The 15,137-nt window shown below is 48.7% G+C and carries 16 protein-coding genes; 5 read left to right on the forward strand and 11 right to left on the reverse strand.

The window, feature by feature from the left end:
- Positions 1 to 42: 42 nt before the first annotated feature.
- From K2G41_RS03080 to K2G41_RS03095, 4 genes are all read left to right on the forward strand, one after another.
- Positions 43 to 693, forward strand: a complete 651-nt coding sequence (locus K2G41_RS03080) for a 50S ribosomal protein L25/general stress protein Ctc (RefSeq protein ID WP_300114245.1) — start codon at positions 43 to 45, stop codon at positions 691 to 693.
- Positions 694 to 845: 152 nt separating this feature from the next.
- Positions 846 to 1,409, forward strand: coding sequence for an aminoacyl-tRNA hydrolase (pth, locus tag K2G41_RS03085; RefSeq protein ID WP_300114248.1), 564 nt, complete (start codon positions 846 to 848; stop codon positions 1,407 to 1,409).
- Between the two features lie 11 nt (positions 1,410 to 1,420).
- Positions 1,421 to 1,843, forward strand: coding sequence for an RNA-binding S4 domain-containing protein (locus tag K2G41_RS03090; protein WP_300114251.1), 423 nt, complete (start codon positions 1,421 to 1,423; stop codon positions 1,841 to 1,843).
- A gap of 35 nt (positions 1,844 to 1,878) precedes the next feature.
- Positions 1,879 to 3,528, forward strand: a complete 1,650-nt coding sequence (locus tag K2G41_RS03095; RefSeq protein ID WP_300114253.1) for a C69 family dipeptidase — start codon at positions 1,879 to 1,881, stop codon at positions 3,526 to 3,528.
- A gap of 214 nt (positions 3,529 to 3,742) precedes the next feature.
- Here K2G41_RS03095 and K2G41_RS03100 read toward each other — a convergent pair whose 3' ends face one another.
- From K2G41_RS03100 to porQ, 10 genes are all read right to left on the reverse strand, one after another.
- Positions 3,743 to 3,895, reverse strand: coding sequence for a hypothetical protein (locus K2G41_RS03100; protein WP_300114256.1), 153 nt, complete (start codon positions 3,893 to 3,895; stop codon positions 3,743 to 3,745).
- 228 nt (positions 3,896 to 4,123) lie between these two features.
- On the reverse strand, positions 4,124 to 4,924 hold the full coding sequence (locus tag K2G41_RS03105) for a nitrilase-related carbon-nitrogen hydrolase (protein ID WP_300114259.1): 801 nt from the start codon (positions 4,922 to 4,924) through the stop codon (positions 4,124 to 4,126).
- Positions 4,925 to 4,980: 56 nt separating this feature from the next.
- Entirely contained in the window at positions 4,981 to 5,517 is a 537-nt protein-coding gene (locus K2G41_RS03110; RefSeq protein ID WP_300114261.1) for a 1-acyl-sn-glycerol-3-phosphate acyltransferase, read from the reverse strand.
- A gap of 45 nt (positions 5,518 to 5,562) precedes the next feature.
- A complete protein-coding gene (locus K2G41_RS03115) occupies positions 5,563 to 5,928 on the reverse strand; it encodes a hypothetical protein (protein ID WP_300114264.1) in 366 nt (121 codons plus the stop codon).
- A 101-nt stretch (positions 5,929 to 6,029) separates the two neighbouring features.
- Positions 6,030 to 7,340: a threonine synthase gene (thrC, locus tag K2G41_RS03120; RefSeq protein ID WP_300114267.1), complete on the reverse strand. Its 1,311-nt coding sequence runs from the start codon at positions 7,338 to 7,340 to the stop codon at positions 6,030 to 6,032.
- A gap of 148 nt (positions 7,341 to 7,488) precedes the next feature.
- The gene (locus K2G41_RS03125) at positions 7,489 to 7,833 is read right to left on the reverse strand and encodes a hypothetical protein (protein ID WP_300114270.1); all 345 of its coding nucleotides are present in this window, start codon (positions 7,831 to 7,833) and stop codon (positions 7,489 to 7,491) included.
- Positions 7,834 to 7,872: 39 nt separating this feature from the next.
- Positions 7,873 to 8,373, reverse strand: coding sequence for a 3'-5' exonuclease (locus K2G41_RS03130; RefSeq protein WP_300114273.1), 501 nt, complete (start codon positions 8,371 to 8,373; stop codon positions 7,873 to 7,875).
- 42 nt (positions 8,374 to 8,415) lie between these two features.
- The gene (locus tag K2G41_RS03135; protein ID WP_300114276.1) at positions 8,416 to 9,300 is read right to left on the reverse strand and encodes a 4-hydroxy-3-methylbut-2-enyl diphosphate reductase; all 885 of its coding nucleotides are present in this window, start codon (positions 9,298 to 9,300) and stop codon (positions 8,416 to 8,418) included.
- 81 nt (positions 9,301 to 9,381) lie between these two features.
- Positions 9,382 to 10,074: a (d)CMP kinase gene (gene cmk / locus K2G41_RS03140; protein WP_300114279.1), complete on the reverse strand. Its 693-nt coding sequence runs from the start codon at positions 10,072 to 10,074 to the stop codon at positions 9,382 to 9,384.
- A complete protein-coding gene (gene porQ / locus K2G41_RS03145; protein WP_300114282.1) occupies positions 10,064 to 11,098 on the reverse strand; it encodes a type IX secretion system protein PorQ in 1,035 nt (344 codons plus the stop codon). Before porQ ends, cmk begins: the two co-directional genes overlap by 11 nt.
- A gap of 186 nt (positions 11,099 to 11,284) precedes the next feature.
- Between porQ and K2G41_RS03150 the strand changes: the two genes are divergently transcribed.
- Positions 11,285 to 11,728, forward strand: a complete 444-nt coding sequence (locus tag K2G41_RS03150; protein ID WP_300114285.1) for an energy transducer TonB — start codon at positions 11,285 to 11,287, stop codon at positions 11,726 to 11,728.
- A gap of 138 nt (positions 11,729 to 11,866) precedes the next feature.
- Here the strand turns inward: K2G41_RS03150 and K2G41_RS03155 are convergent, their stop codons facing one another.
- Complete coding sequence (locus K2G41_RS03155; RefSeq protein ID WP_300114288.1) at positions 11,867 to 14,899, reverse strand: PEP/pyruvate-binding domain-containing protein; 3,033 nt, start codon at positions 14,897 to 14,899, stop codon at positions 11,867 to 11,869.
- Positions 14,900 to 15,137 lie beyond the last annotated feature (238 nt).

Here is a 15,137-nt window from a genome sequence, read left to right on the forward strand (position 1 = left end):
CAACTTAATTTTTAGTAACACAATCTTAAAAAACAAACAGAAATGAAGACATTTCAACTGACCGCCGAGCCCCGTACTGATCTCGGCAAGAAGGCTGCCAAGGCTCTCCGTAGCGAAAACAAGATTCCCGTAGTGCTCAACGGTGGCGAGATCATCACTCTTCCTTATGACAAGGAACTCAAGCCCGGTGAAAAGATCGTTGAAATCGGCAACGGCAAGGGTCTTATCACAACTGACCTCGTAGTATCTCAGGACGCTGTCCGCAAGCTTGTCTATACCCCCGACATCTTCGCTATCGAACTTAATGTAAACGGTGAAACCCGCATGGCTGTCCTCAAGGACATCCAGTTCCACCCTGTTAAGGATAACATCCTCCACATCGATCTTCTCGAAGTGAGCGATAAGAAGCCCGTCACCATCGAAGTTCCCGTTAAGCTCGAAGGTCACGCTGAAGGTGTTAAGGCCGGTGGTAAGCTCACTCTTTCAATGAAGAAAATCCGCGTAAAGGCTATCTATACCGAAATCCCCGAACGCGTTGTCATCAACGTTGATCACCTTGGTCTCGGTAAGACTCTCCAGATCGGCGAACTCCACTTCGATGGTCTTGAGCTCATGAACGCTAAGAACGCTGTTGTCTGCGCCGTACAGCTCACTCGTGCTGCCCGTGGTGCTCAGGCTAATGCTGGAAAGTAAGTTCAGAACACTTACGCAAGCCATAAAAAAACGACAGATTTTCTCAAGTGTCATTCCGACAGTGGGGAAAATCTGTTGTTTTTTTATCTTTATCCTTTATTGTGTTACCTGATTATTTCCCATAAGAGTTACTTAAAAATCATAAATAAGGAATGAAATATCTGATAGTCGGTCTCGGAAACATCGGATCGGAGTATGCCATGACCCGTCATAATGCAGGTTTCAGAATCGCTGATGCTCTTGCTGAAAGCGGAGGTGCGACATTCACCACCGAACGATATGGCGACATAGCCAGAATGAGAGTCAAAAATGCCCAGCTTGTGATCCTGAAACCATCGACCTATATGAATCTCTCCGGTAATGCCGTCCGTTACTGGAAAGATAAGGAAGGTGTGGATAACAGTCAGATCCTCGTAATCGTGGATGATTGTGCGCTCCCGTTCGGTGCGATACGCATCAAACCACGTGGTAGTGATGCCGGTCACAACGGACTGAAGAATATAGCACAGATGCTCGGCACTCAGGACTATCCGCGTCTGAAATTCGGAATAGGTAATGATTTTCCGCGCGGAACACAGATCGACTATGTGCTCGGCCGTTTCTCTGATGAAGAGGAGAAAGCGATGGGAGCACGAATTGAACTGGCTGTGGATGCTATCAAGACATTCTGTCTCGCAGGCATACAGACAGCTATGAATACCTATAACAATAAGTAACAGCAGAGACCATGAACGAAGTCAGAGTTGACAAATGGCTATGGGCCATGCGTGTGTTCAAGACACGGACGGTTGCTACCGAGGCTTGCAAGAAGGGACGCGTCTATGTAGGGAATGCGATCGCAAAGCCGTCGCGCACTATTAAGGTCGGTGATGTAGTCAATGTCCGAAAACCTCCTGTGACATATTCCTTCAAGGTGCTTGCACTGACACAGAACCGTCTCGGTGCCAAACTTGTGCCTGATTACATGGAGAACATTACTCCCAAGAGTGAGCTTGACCTGCTTGAGATTGTCAAGATCTCAGGCTTCATTGACCGCCGTAAGGGTCTGGGACGTCCGACCAAACGGGAGGGGCGTGATCTGGCTCAGTTCACGGAATCAATGTCAGACGGCTGGGACATGGATTTCCTTGACGATGAGGATGACGAATAAAATCTTATGATCTTTTACCGATATTATCCGTAGTTATGAAACTTAACCGGACTCTATTACTTTGCCCCGCAGTGTGTTGTAATCTCACGGCACTTGCCTGTACAAATTTCATTGCGGGTCGGAAGGCTACCACTGACGGCTCAGTCATGATCACATACGCCGACGATTCCTATTCACGTTTCGGTGATCTTTTCCACTCTCCGCGCGGTAAGCACGCACCGGGCACAATGCGCAAGGTGATCGACTGGGGTGACAACAGTCCCCGTGGAGAGATTCCGCAGGCTTCCGAAACATACAATGTGGTGGGAAACATGAATGAACACCAACTTGTGATAGGAGAGACAACATGGACCGGTCACAAAGAGCTTGCCGATACCACCGGAGTTTCCATGCTCGACTACGGATCGCTTATCTACATCACGCTTGAAAGATGCAAGACTGCACGCGAGGCCATACAGACGATGGCTGATCTCGTGAAAAAATATGGTTATGCGAGCACAGGCGAGACATTCTCGATTGCTGATAAGAATGAAGCTTGGATCATGGAGATGATAGGCAAGGGGGCAGAGAAGGGTGCGGTCTGGATCGCGGTCCGTGTTCCCGACGATGCTATATGCGCACATGCCAACGAGCCGCGTATCCGTAAGGTCGATCTTAACGATACGGAGAATGTGATGTATGCCAAGGATCTTATTCCCTTTGCCCGTCGTCGCGGTTATTTCTCAGGTAAGGATGAGGATTTCTCGTTTGCTGACGCTTTTGATAAACATGATGCAGCCAAACGTCGTGCGTGTGACGCCCGTGTGTGGAGTTTCTTCCGTCATTTCGCTTCGCCGGAGGAGGATAAGGCTTGGTTTGAATGGGTCAATGCCGACAGTGATGAACCGATGCCTCTTTTCATCGTGCCCGACCGTAAACTCTCGCTCCGGGATATGCAGGACCGTATGAGGGACCATTATGAGAATAGTCCTTACGACATGACTTCTGATCCGGGTGCAGGACCTTACAAATCGCCTCAGCGAGACCGCCCCATGCGCTACGAGGTCGATGGAAAGAAATATACCCACGAACGTCCTGTCGCAACACAGCAGACTGCGTGGCATTTCGTGAGTCAGAGCCGTGCCGATCTGCCTGATCCGATAGGCGGTGTTATATGGTTTGGAACGGACGATGCGAATACCTCGGTCTATATGCCCTTTTATTGCTCCATGACTGAAGTCCCGGAAGAAGTCCGTCCGGGCAATGGCGATCTTTACACTTTCACTCCGAAAGCCAATTTTTGGGTGAATAACTGGGTGGCTAATCAGGCATACGGCAAATACGATCTGATGATCGGCGATATACGAAAGGTGCAGGGTGCGCTTGAAGACAAGTTTACTGCCTCACGCCCGCAATTCGAGGAGGAGCTTCTTACTCTTTATCGCAACGGTGACATTCAGGGACTGGAGGCGCGAGTCAATGCCGAAGGTGCGTCAATAGCCGGTGAAGCTACGGATGCTTACCGGGATCTCGCAATATTCCTCCTTGTCAAATATCTTGACGGAGGCCGGAAGAAGATCGACGAGAATGGTGACTTTGCCCGTAATCCTCACGGTAAGCCACTTACGCCTGAATCTCCCGGATTCTCAGAGGATTTCTATCGTCTTATCATCGAAAAGACCGGTGACCGTCTGCTGCTTGAATGATGTAGGAAAAGCTGTGTGGTCTTATTAAGATGCCTCATATACATTTGTAGAGCCTGCATTTATGCTGACCAAGTTTCAAATAATTATGATAATCAACTGATTATTAATGAAACCCGGTCGGCATAAGTGCAGGCTCTACAAACGCGATTGGATTCTGATGCAGTTTCTGCTGTCAGGAAGTTATAGTGCTCTCAGATTAATATACAAGTCAATGTTATTTCGGCTGAGAGGAGGGGATAGCCCAGTCTGCAATAAAATCTGTATGTGCTTTGGGCTTTATTGTTTTTTTGACGGTCTTTACGATTGAGCCTACAACATTACCGAAGAAATCTTCGTGTACGGTTTTAAATTTTTCTTTGAATTCCATAAATAGAGGTTTGTGTCTGTTAGAGAATAAATAAAAAAATTGTAGAGCAGACGGACGAATGGCCGGAGGATTTTAGCCAATAAATACCAGATTACAAATAGAAAACAAAAATATGGATGTCCGTATATGAGTTATGGTATAGATTGGAAAAATTAGGGGATCAGGCAGATTTTAAGGTAGGAGATTGGCGTGTGTATCGGGGGAGAATCGAGGATGATTCCGTGGGTCTTAACGCACAGCCGGGGTCAGGTCAATGGTGAAATTATCGGTAGAACGGTAGGCCGGGAAGCGTTCGCGGCCTTCCTTGAGGTTTCTAAGATCGAGGAGGGCATAAATGTGTCCGTTGCGGCGTGTCTCTTTAATGTCATCGCCAAGATTATCGAAGATCACGGACATTCCGGTTGTGTAGTCGCCGAATTTATCAGAGCCTGTACGATTACATCCCACGGTGTAGATCTGATTCTCTACAGCGCGTGCGCTAAGCAGGAGCTTGAACTGTTTGACACGTGATACAGGCCAGTTGGACGGTACGAGTAGGAGATCATAGAGATTGTCGGGCTGATTGCGTGTCCACACGGGGAAACGAAGATCGTAGCACACAATCAGACGGATATTCCATCCCCTGAAACGTATGGTAGGTGGGAAGGTCGATCCGGGCGTATATGTCTTGCTTTCCGAAGATATGGGGAAAAGATGTCGCTTGTCTGTAAAGGTCACATCGCCCATAGGTTCAACGAAAAAGGCTTTGTTGTAGAAGTGGCCTTTGCCGTCAGTCGCAAGGAAACTACCGGCAATGGCGAAACCAAAGTATTGAGCCCAACGCTTGAGGGTTTCGACAGTATGACCGGTGGTCAGTTCCGCCTTTTCAGCGATCAAGGCCGATTCGGGAATGAATGAGGTGGTAAAAAGTTCAGGTAGCACCACAATGTCTGTGTCGGGCTCAACCTGATTTAGCTGATGAGCCACGGAAATCAGATTGTTCTCGACATCGGCATAGATTATGTCGTAAGGTATGGCGCAGATTTTCATTCCCGAAATAATATGATTAAGACGTAAATTAATAGGGGCTGTTGATGATGATCTGTTCAGATAGTGAAATTCTCAGGCTTAATGCCGGTCATGTCCTTATAATAATCCTTGATGGCAGCCATATCAGTTTCGATATCGCCGGTAGGCTGATATGTGCGGTCAAGATAGATTTGCTTTTTTGCAGCATCGATCGCAGCAAGGACTATCGGGACTTTCGCTCCATAGGCTATACGGAGGAAACCTGTTCGCCACTCGCTCACCCTCGCACGAGTTCCCTCCGGGGTGATGGCGAGTGACATACGGGTAGATGCATTGAACTTATCTATAAGGACATCAGTCAGCGAAGATCCACGGCGGCGCGGGACAGGTATTCCACCCAATGCTTTGAAAATAAGATTCATCGGGAAGAAAAACCATGTTTCCTTTATGAGGAAACCGGCTTGTCGGCCAAGCGACCAGTAAGCAAGTTTTCCGAGTACGAAATCCCAATTGGAAGTATGCGGAGCGACACAGATTATACATTTGGGGTAATCAGGTACGGTGCATTGGACTTTCCAACCGAAAAGTCTGAGAATGATCTTACTCAGGGACATGACGCGGAATTTTGCTTATAGTGGATTTTGGAATGTGGGGTTGAATCAGGCTTTGAGAGATGCGATATTGGCATCTTTCTGTTCCTGCGGGAGAACAGCGTTCATTTGCTTGATGATCTGGTCAATGTGGGCATTGAATTCTGACTTCAGTTTGCTGAAGGCGGCTGCAAAATATGCACGACGGGCTTTGCGGTATTCCTGACCGTTTGAGAATGATTTCTCTGACTGGGGGAAGGTGATGCTGATTCTGTGAATAGCGTTTTCCTGAAGATCGGCGAGCTCATAGATGATCGCATTGAGTTTTTCACGATCGATACCGGGAACGGTCATTTTGGCGACTACGCATTCGCCTGCGAGTGCGCCGCATATAATACGGATTTCTTTTTTAAGGAGTCGTTTGTTGGATGCCATTGCTTTTAAGGATTAAAAGGGTTAATAATGGAGAGTTTAGTCTGCGATTAACGGCAATCCGAAGATCTGCCATATTGCAAATTTAACAAAAAAGTCTTGAATTATGTTGCCGTCAGGAGAATTTTTTTCAAGGCGGGAAGTGAGGGAGTGATGCGCGGAGTGGGATGATGTTCGGTCACTCTGCTGCGTGTCACCTGATTTTCTTTCTGCCTTACTCCTGTTGCCTGCCCGACGGCATGAGGGAACTTCGAGGGGTGGGCTGTAGCAAGGAATATGCCTTTCTCACCCGGTTTGAGGTCCCGGCGGAGGGCGCGGTAGGCTGTGGCTCCATGCGGATCCATCACATAGCCATCACGCTGATAGATCTCGCGCATACTTTCGGAAATCTCCTCGTCGGTGAATGAATATCCGGATAATGTCTGCCGGATCTTTTCATGATCACCGCCAAAGATATCAAGTATCCGTGAGAAATTGGATGGATTGCCTACATCCATGGCACATGCAATTGTGCGGACCGGCTTCAAGGGTTCGTAGATCCCTTCATTGATATAGCGGGTGAAGGAATTATTAGTGTTGTTGGCCGCGACAAAACGGCTCACGGGAAGTCCCATCCTCATGGCGAGAAGACCGGCTGTAAGATTACCGAGATTGCCGCACGGGACTGAAATCACCACCTTACCGGGATTCGGGTTATCCTCGTTGCGCAGGAATTGACTGTAGCCATAGAAATAGTAGAACATCTGGGGAAGGAGGCGGCATACGTTGATCGAATTGGCCGACGTTATGTTCATCTCTTCTCTCAATCTCTTGTCAACAAACGCTTCCTTGACCAGCCGCTGGCAATCATCGAAGTTTCCCATGATTTCGATGGGATAGACGTTGTCGCCGAGCGACGTGAACTGGTTGCGTTGCATGGCTGTAAGCCCACGTTCGGGATAGAGGACGAAGACTTTTACCCCCGGCACTTTATGGAAACCGGTGGCGACAGCTCCGCCGGAATCACCGGAGGTGGCGACGAGCACATTGACCTCCTTGTCGCCGGGTCGGGTGAAGTGACTGATGATGCGGGCAAGAAATCGCGCACCGACATCCTTGAAAGCCAGCGTAGGGCCGTGGAAGAGTTCAAGGGCGTAGATATCGCTGTCGATTTTTCGCAGGGGTATTTCAAAAGAGAACGTGTCGAAAACTATCTGTTTTAATTCGGCTGCATCTATGACATCGCCGAGGACTGTTGTCGCCACGATGTAAGCTATGTCGCTTACCGACATCTCACTTATATTATTAAAGAAAGCACGTGGAATGACCGGTATCCTTTCCGGCATGTATAGACCACCGTCAGGAGCCAGTCCGGTCATCACAACTTCTTCAAGTGAGGCGTTGGGGCTAAGTCCGTTTGTGCTGTAGAATTGCATGATTCAAGTATAATAGCGTAAAGCAAATGTAGGCAATTCCTGCAATAATTCCCAACACAGATTGTTAATTTAACGAAAAAGGGTGTATAATGTCCGAAGTGTATATGATTTGTAGATCGTGGATGAGGAGTGATATTGATAGCTTGAATTAAAATAGTATCAAGGCGAGTGAATCATTGTTGGAACGGATGTAGTCAGTGAAACCGCGCTCATAGTCAACAGCAGACTGTCGGCTGAGTTTCGACTCAATATTGCTCATGCGAGCTCTGATTTCAAGCAAGCCGTCCTGAACCTTATCCTCGTCGGCCGCTATTTCAATGATACGGCGCGCGTGTTCCTCTCCGAGCATATAAGCTTTGCGGTCCATGACCTTTGCCGAGACTTTCTGCCGTTCGGGTTGCGATGATGACTCGCAGCTACACGATTGCAGCCCGAAGGTTAAGAATAAGGACAGAAATATGGCTGTAAGGAGGCCGTATGATGATCTTGTCATGTGACTATATTTTGAATCTTGAAATGGCTCTTGACTGAATCAAAGGATGGTCATTGCTATTTTCGCGCATCCTTCAGCGTCAGCAAGCGCATCATGATGGTTATAAAAGGGTATGCCGAGAAATTCACAGACATAGGGGAGAGAGTAGGAGGAAAGCAGGGTCTTGGGAAATTTTCTTCGGGCGGCCTGATATGTACAGAAAAACTGATAGTCAGGGTAGTCCATGCCATAAGCGCGGTGAGCGGCACGGATGCAGCGTTCGTCAAACGCTTTATTGTGTGCTACGAGCGGAAGATCGCCGATTATCCGGTCAACATCGTGCCAAACCTCGCTGAATACCCGTGCATTCTCGGTGTCTTCACGGCCGATACCGTGAATGTTCTGTGTGAAGTGACGGAAATAGTACTCAGGTTCAGGCTTTACAAGTTCATAAAAACGATCAACGATGCATCCGTCTATAACCTTGACAGCTCCTATAGCGCAAATAGAGGTTGGTTCGTTATTTGCGGTCTCGACATCTACGGCAACAAAATTTTCCATTGACTCTGTTTATGAAGGATAGTTCCGATGCGTGGTGCTATGTCAGATCAGGCCGAGTGAAGCAGCCACTGTGTCACGCACATCCTCCATCAGCCAGCGCGGCGTAGATGTAGCACCGCAGATCCCGATACTTTCAGCTCCTTCGAGCCACTCACGGCGGAAATCGGCAGGGTTGGATACGAGATGTGAGCGTTCGTTGACACTCCGGCATTCATTATAGAGCACTTTACCATTGCTGCTTTTAGCTCCGGCTACAAAAAGAATGACGTCGTGGCGACGGGCGAATTCCCGCAGGTGATCGACACGGTTGGCTACCTGACGGCAGATCGTGTCAAAAGTCTCGAACTTTACTCCGGGGGCGAGCCGTCGGGTGATCTCACTGACCATCTCGGCAAATCCTTGGAGTGACATGGTGGTCTGTGAGTAGAAAGCTATGTCGCGGGTGAAATCAATCCGCGAAAGCTGATCAGGATTCTCCACCACGATAGCCTCGCCGTTTGTCTGCCCGACAAGTCCGTTGACTTCAGCATGGCCGGCTTTGCCGTAAATTACAATCTGGGGGCGGGGAGATGAGTTGTCGTAAGTATCCTTGATACGTTGCTGCAACCTCAGCACCACGGGACAGGTGGCATCGATAATTTCGATGTCACGTTCGCGTGCAAGCGCGTAGGTCGAAGGTGGCTCGCCATGGGCGCGGAGCAATACGCGCGATGCTGAAAGCTTGCGCAGATCGTCGTGAGTTATCGTTGAGAGACCTTTACGTTCGAGGCGTTCGACCTCATCACTGTTGTGGACGATGTCGCCAAGACAATATAGAGGCTGTTCGCTGCGTTCGAGCTCTTCTTCGGCCTTGCGGATAGCGGTGACCACTCCGTGGCAGAAGCCTGAACGGGCATCGATTTCAATTACGGGTTTCTGTGTATCCAATGTCGTGGTGGGTGCTTGTGGATGGATGAATCTGGGTTGGGTAAATTTCAGTCAAGTCAAATTGACGCGGTCGGTCCAATTTTACTTATCGACGATTGAATGGAAGAGACGGAGCAGCCATTCATTCTGCTCGTCAATTGTCATGGCTGAATTATCGAGCATCACAGCGTCGTCAGCGCATCTGAGCGGACTTTCCTTACGGGTCATATCGATATGATCGCGCTCGGTAACGTTGGCGAGAACCTCCTCATAAGTCACGTCAGCACCTTTCTCCCGCAGTTCCTTGTAGCGGCGTTCGGCACGGCGTTCGGGAGTGGCGTTGCAGAACACTTTCATTTCAGCAGCTGGGAATACGACTGTTCCTATGTCGCGTCCATCCATAACAATACCCTTTGATTCTCCCATGTCACGCTGCATCCTCACGAGTGCGTGGCGGACAGCCGGAATGGTAGCCACGGGGGAGACGTGGTTGGATACCTCAAGGGTACGGATTTCACTTTCTACAATCTCACCATTGAGCATGGTCTGCTGGCCATCACCTTGGACTTTGAAATCTATGTGGATGGCAGGGAGGGCGGCGGTAAGCATGTCGGTTGCTACTGATCCGTCACTGTTGATCATTCCGTTGCGCATTGCATAGAGTGTCACCGCGCGATACATGGCACCCGAATCAATGTAGCGGTAACCGATGGTCTTTGCCAGACGGCGTGCCATCGTGCTTTTTCCGGATGAGGAATATCCGTCAATGGCTATGATGATTTTTTCAGAACTCATATAGTTTTGTTGAAAGGTTTAGCATTATTGTCGTAGCTCCGTTGTGGGGCTGAGCGAGAGCGACACCGACACCGAAATTCTTGACATTGATCCCGGCACAGGCCGAAAACCCGGAGAGGAAGCTGCGCTTATAAGTTGACATGTCGGTGCGCGTCTTATAGTTGTAGCCTATGCCGACATGGAATTTTTCACTCGGAATGAAATCGGCGGCAAAGACAAGATGTCGCATCAGATTAGAGCCGAATTTGTCCTTGATCACGGGTGATGCGCTTTCCGAACCGTCGCCATTATCATAGAACGGCAGATGCCATTTGGTAAGATTCCACGCGGTTACTGACCATGTGACGGGCAGAGTCCCGAACGATTTCGAAAATCCAACACGCAGATCGACAGGAAGACGGTTATACGCTTCATGGAAGCGTTTGATCTGACCGCCGAGATTGGCAACGACTGCCGAGAACGAGAAATTGGATTCCGGATCATAGTAGTTGACACCAAGATCCGTCGCCAGAGCCATAGCTGTGTAGGAATCGTAGGAAGAGTAAATGAATTTAAGTGTCGCACCTCCGCGCCAACGGTCAGTAATGTCATGGGCATAGGTCCCGTTGAAAACCATGTCCTTGGGAGAGAAGTCGCCGGTGAGCACTCCGTTTATGTCAGCACCTTTGATGGTTCCGTAACCGAAATATTGTAAGCCGGCCGCCCACGCGCCATGATCACCCGCACTACGTCCGAATTTGATGCCTGCAAAGTTGCTTTCACCTACATAGCGCATGTAATTGACGCCAAGCTGCATGTCTATTTCCGATCCAAGGAGACCGGGATTCTGGTCTATGCTGTTGATGTCGTCCTCGATCGCCGATATGTTGATGCCGCCCAGACCGTAGGTGAGGGTGGAGGAGGGGAGATTTAAAAAACTGTAGGCTGATGATGAATCCTGAGCCAGCACATCGGCACTCCCCGCTGCCATGAGGGCAAAAGGAAGCAGATAATGACGGAGCGCGCTGTGGAGAAGTCGTGACATAATTATGGAGGATGTGGGTGCTTCTTATATTAAACGGACGCAACGTCACATTATTATATCTGTCAGTCCTATTTATGAATCGTCTGTAAATGTCAAGAAAGCTAAAACAATTGTAATCAATCACAAAATAGTTGCGTAGGACAAATCCAACTGCTAATTTTGTTCTGCCACATTAGCTAAAACACAATGCACAAACCTATACTTAGATTCATTCTCCTCCCTCTCATGGCGATCCTCGCCTTAACCTCGCGCGCGCAATCGCCCAAGCATATTGCCAGTGTGACCGGTACTCCGAAAGTGCAGATTTCAATTGATGTGTATGACTACGAGAGTGTCGATGTTCATCCAAGTTTCCCCGGTGGGGATACTGAGATGCTCCGCTTCATCAACGGTGAGCGCAAGTATCCATCCAAGGCATACCGTGATGGAATCGAAGGACGTGTGCTCTGCAGTTTCGTCGTAAATAAGGATGGCTCATTATCGCATATCTCCGTGCTTAAAGGAGTGGAAGAGTCACTTAACCGTGAGGCTGTGAGGATTCTCTCGAAAATGCCGGCTTGGGATGCCGGAATGGTCGATGAAACGCCCGTTCCTGTCTATTGCATCTTGCCGATAGCATTCCGTCGCTGATTATCAATGGCCGTTTTAACTGAAATATCATCGGCTTAAACATTGAGTAACTCTGAAAATATCCGGGCCGCGTGTGATAAACTTGAATCACACGCGGCCCGGATATTTTGGTGTCAGACAGTCAGAAGAGTCTTATCGTCATACTTCCGGCTTTACTACCACACCTGTCCCTTTCAATCCGTTCACGCCTATTGCAAGAGGAGAGCTGAAGGTGACTATTCGTACGAAATCACTCTCATAGACGGCCGGTTGAGCGTTCAGGAAATCCACATCGTAAAGATCAGTCACAGGATCACCCGGCTTGCGTTTTGCATTGGTGTCGATAGTGAAGTAAGCTACTCCGAACGAAGTGAGATTCTGGAAAAAGTGTGTGCCCTGACTCGGTTCGATGCGATAGTTCGGCAGCGAGGACTCTACAATTAATTTTGCTGCGGAAATGGCCGGCCATTTCACGGGGATGCCAAGCGATGTATCGGACGAACCCCATCGTCCCGGTCCGATGAGCACATAACGCTCTTCCCTGTCAAGGAATCCACGGTTGATCTTTTCGATCTCGCGTGCGATCAGCGAATTGTTGGACGATGAGAATTTTTCGGGGCGGACATAGACAACTGTGTTTACACCTTCGATACTTCCATGACCGAGAGCAGTTCCGGATTTGAGCAGCAATTTTTCATCAGGGGTTGACATCAATGCTTCATCCACCGTCTCCTTCCTATCGACAATCGGTCGGATCTGAAGCCAATACAGGCGTCCCTTGTTACTGCTGTTTGGTTCGACCATGCCGGCAAATTCTATTTCGACCGGACGCTGCATGGCTTCTTGACCTGTCGTGAGCATGAAATCCACCGCTTCAGCCAAGGGATATGCCTTGTGTTTAAGAATGTTGTTGAAGGTGACCACGCGACGTCCTTCACCAAAATCGCTATCACGGATCACATTGTCGCGGAAATCAAATGTCGATACCATGTATTTGAGCGCACCTCGCTCAGCCACATCCTGAACGCGAAGTTTGGCCACATTGTAGCCGTCATCAACCTTCAGGTTTGACATTGATTCCGGTTTTTTGATGGGCTGTCCTGAGAGTGAAGTCTCGCGCTCGTCACCTTTCATGTCCAGTGCGTACATTCGTGTCTGTGTGTCGCGCAGGGCCAATGACAGTTCCGATGTCTGGAGGACGTTTTCGGGATGACGCGGAGAAAAGCGGAGGGCAAGACCGCCGTCAACAATGTATTTGCCAAGTCCGACAGCTATTTCAGCCACACCGTCTTCCGGCTTTTCATCGTTGAGGGGATAGTAATTGAGTGAACGGCCTACGCCTGAGAATGAAGGGAAATAGTAGCCCTCTAAATCTTTGCCGACGACTTCCTGAAGTATCACTGCCATTTTCTCCTGATCGATCACGTTGGAGGTTGCTGTCATGTAGGCTTTCGAGTCGGAATAGAACACGGAAGCATACACACCCTTGATGGCACTCGTGACCATCTTGAGCATTTCCTGCGGATCGCTGATCTTGGGCACCATGTAGGTGGAATAGATTCCTGCGAAGGGCTGGTAATGTGAATCCTCAAGCAGGCTTGAACTGCGCACGGCAATAGGCGTATCGACAACTTCGAACAGAGCAAGGAGATCATCCTTGATTCTCCGGGGTAGCTTCCCACGGAGGAAATGGGACAGGATCTCGTCGTCAGGTGCATCGCTCAGGGCTATGGGATAGAGCTTATTACTCTCCATAAATTCATCGAATATATCGGTGCATAGCACTACCGTGCGCGGGATCGTGATTGAAATACCGTCGAAGTTATCGCAGATCGGATTTTTCTTTATGATAGAGTCGATGAATGCCAGACCGCGTCCTTTGCCTCCGAGCGAGCCTTGTCCGATACGAGCGAAATTGGAATAATGGTCGAAACGGTCTTTCTGGAATATGGCGACCACGCCTCGGTTTTTCATCTTACGATACTTCACGATCAGATCGAAAAACAGCTGTCGCACCTGCGGTGCATCTTTGAGATCACGGAAGCGGTGATGTTTGATTACCTCGGCTATCGGGAACATGGCGCGCGAGTAGAGCCAGCGCGAGATGTCGTTGAACGACGCGTGCCAGTAAAGGGCTTCGGCTGGAATGTCGAAGATGTTTTTCTGAAGATCTTTCAGTGATTTTATACGGAAAATCTCTTCGCCGCTTTCGGGATTGCGGATCACGAAGTCACCGAAACCGAAGTTATTGATGATAGCTTTGCCGAGATCAACGGGAAACTTCTTGGAATTTTTATCAATGAATGTGCCGCCGAGTTCAAGCACGTCGTGAGCGTTCTCATTTTCTGAACTTTCGATAATAAGTGGCAGATATGGGTCGCGTTCACGCAGCTCGCGGGCGAGTCTTATGCCTGCCTTGGGATCTTTTTTGCCTTCGCGCTTGAACGAGACGTCGCTGATCACACCGAGGATGTGATCGCTGTAACGGTCATAAAGTTCAAGAGCTTCCTCATAGTCACGGGCAAGCATCACTTTGGGACGTCCGCGCATACGCAACATCTGCTCATGCTCATTGAGAGCCTCGGTAGAAAATTCACGTGACTGCTTGAGGATGAACTTATAAACTATCGGCAGCACTGAAGAATAAAAACGCACCGAGTCCTCCACGAGGAGTATCATCTGCACGCCGACACCGTTTATGTCATTGTCGGCATTCATCTTATCCTCAAGAAGTTTGATTATCGCAAGGAGAAGATCGACATTGCCGAGCCAAGAAAACACATAGTCAATTCCTGAAAAATCCTCTTTGGAAAGTCTGCGTGACACCTCCTGGGAGAAAGGAGTGAGGACAATTATCGGCATGTCGGGATAGTGCTCCCGGATACGGCGCGCGCCTGTAAACGTTTCACTCACGTCGTTGCCGGGCATCATTATGACGAGGTCGAAACTTTTTGTCTTGAGAATTTCGAGACCTTCCGCTGAGTTGAGTGCGCGGGTCACACGGGGAGGCGAGGAGAGGTTGAGGGAGGTGTATTCGAAATACAGCTGTTCCTCCACGCGTCCGTCTTCTTCCATCATGAACGCATCGTAGGCGGATGCTATGAGAAGCACGTTGAAAATGCGCTTCTGCATGAGGTTCTGGAAAGCCGTATCTTTAAAATATAGTTGGCTGAGGGCTTCGTCGTCGGTCATGTATAATTGGAGATATGGGTAAGTTACTTGTCAGCGACAAAATTAAACAAAAATCTTAGATTATCGGGCTGAAGAGATGGAAAAACAATGGTGCGTTAGGATAAATTGCATTAACTGGAATATATTCGCACTTACTTACAAAATTACAATAATAAAATTGATATTCAAAATACAAATTGCTACCTTTGCAGCCGAAATGCAGATCGGATAGTGGAATCTATGTTTAGATTGAATTTGT

This window comes from Duncaniella sp., assembly GCF_029056165.1.
In the GTDB taxonomy this organism is placed as follows: domain Bacteria; phylum Bacteroidota; class Bacteroidia; order Bacteroidales; family Muribaculaceae; genus Duncaniella.

Excerpts from the sequence above, each read along its gene's own strand:
- K2G41_RS03080 (WP_300114245.1), top strand. The coding sequence starts at position 43 with ATGAAGACATTTCAACTGACCGCCGAGCCCCGTACTGATCTCGGCAAG.
- pth (WP_300114248.1), top strand. The coding sequence starts at position 846 with ATGAAATATCTGATAGTCGGTCTCGGAAACATCGGATCGGAGTATGCC.
- K2G41_RS03090 (WP_300114251.1), top strand. The coding sequence starts at position 1,421 with ATGAACGAAGTCAGAGTTGACAAATGGCTATGGGCCATGCGTGTGTTC.
- K2G41_RS03095 (WP_300114253.1), top strand. The coding sequence starts at position 1,879 with ATGAAACTTAACCGGACTCTATTACTTTGCCCCGCAGTGTGTTGTAAT.
- K2G41_RS03100 (WP_300114256.1), bottom strand. The coding sequence starts at position 3,895 with ATGGAATTCAAAGAAAAATTTAAAACCGTACACGAAGATTTCTTCGGT.
- K2G41_RS03105 (WP_300114259.1), bottom strand. The coding sequence starts at position 4,924 with ATGAAAATCTGCGCCATACCTTACGACATAATCTATGCCGATGTCGAG.
- K2G41_RS03110 (WP_300114261.1), bottom strand. The coding sequence starts at position 5,517 with ATGTCCCTGAGTAAGATCATTCTCAGACTTTTCGGTTGGAAAGTCCAA.
- K2G41_RS03115 (WP_300114264.1), bottom strand. The coding sequence starts at position 5,928 with ATGGCATCCAACAAACGACTCCTTAAAAAAGAAATCCGTATTATATGC.
- thrC (WP_300114267.1), bottom strand. The coding sequence starts at position 7,340 with ATGCAATTCTACAGCACAAACGGACTTAGCCCCAACGCCTCACTTGAA.
- K2G41_RS03125 (WP_300114270.1), bottom strand. The coding sequence starts at position 7,833 with ATGACAAGATCATCATACGGCCTCCTTACAGCCATATTTCTGTCCTTA.
- K2G41_RS03130 (WP_300114273.1), bottom strand. The coding sequence starts at position 8,373 with ATGGAAAATTTTGTTGCCGTAGATGTCGAGACCGCAAATAACGAACCA.
- cmk (WP_300114279.1), bottom strand. The coding sequence starts at position 10,074 with ATGAGTTCTGAAAAAATCATCATAGCCATTGACGGATATTCCTCATCC.
- porQ (WP_300114282.1), bottom strand. The coding sequence starts at position 11,098 with ATGTCACGACTTCTCCACAGCGCGCTCCGTCATTATCTGCTTCCTTTT.
- K2G41_RS03150 (WP_300114285.1), top strand. The coding sequence starts at position 11,285 with ATGCACAAACCTATACTTAGATTCATTCTCCTCCCTCTCATGGCGATC.
- K2G41_RS03155 (WP_300114288.1), bottom strand. The coding sequence starts at position 14,899 with ATGACCGACGACGAAGCCCTCAGCCAACTATATTTTAAAGATACGGCT.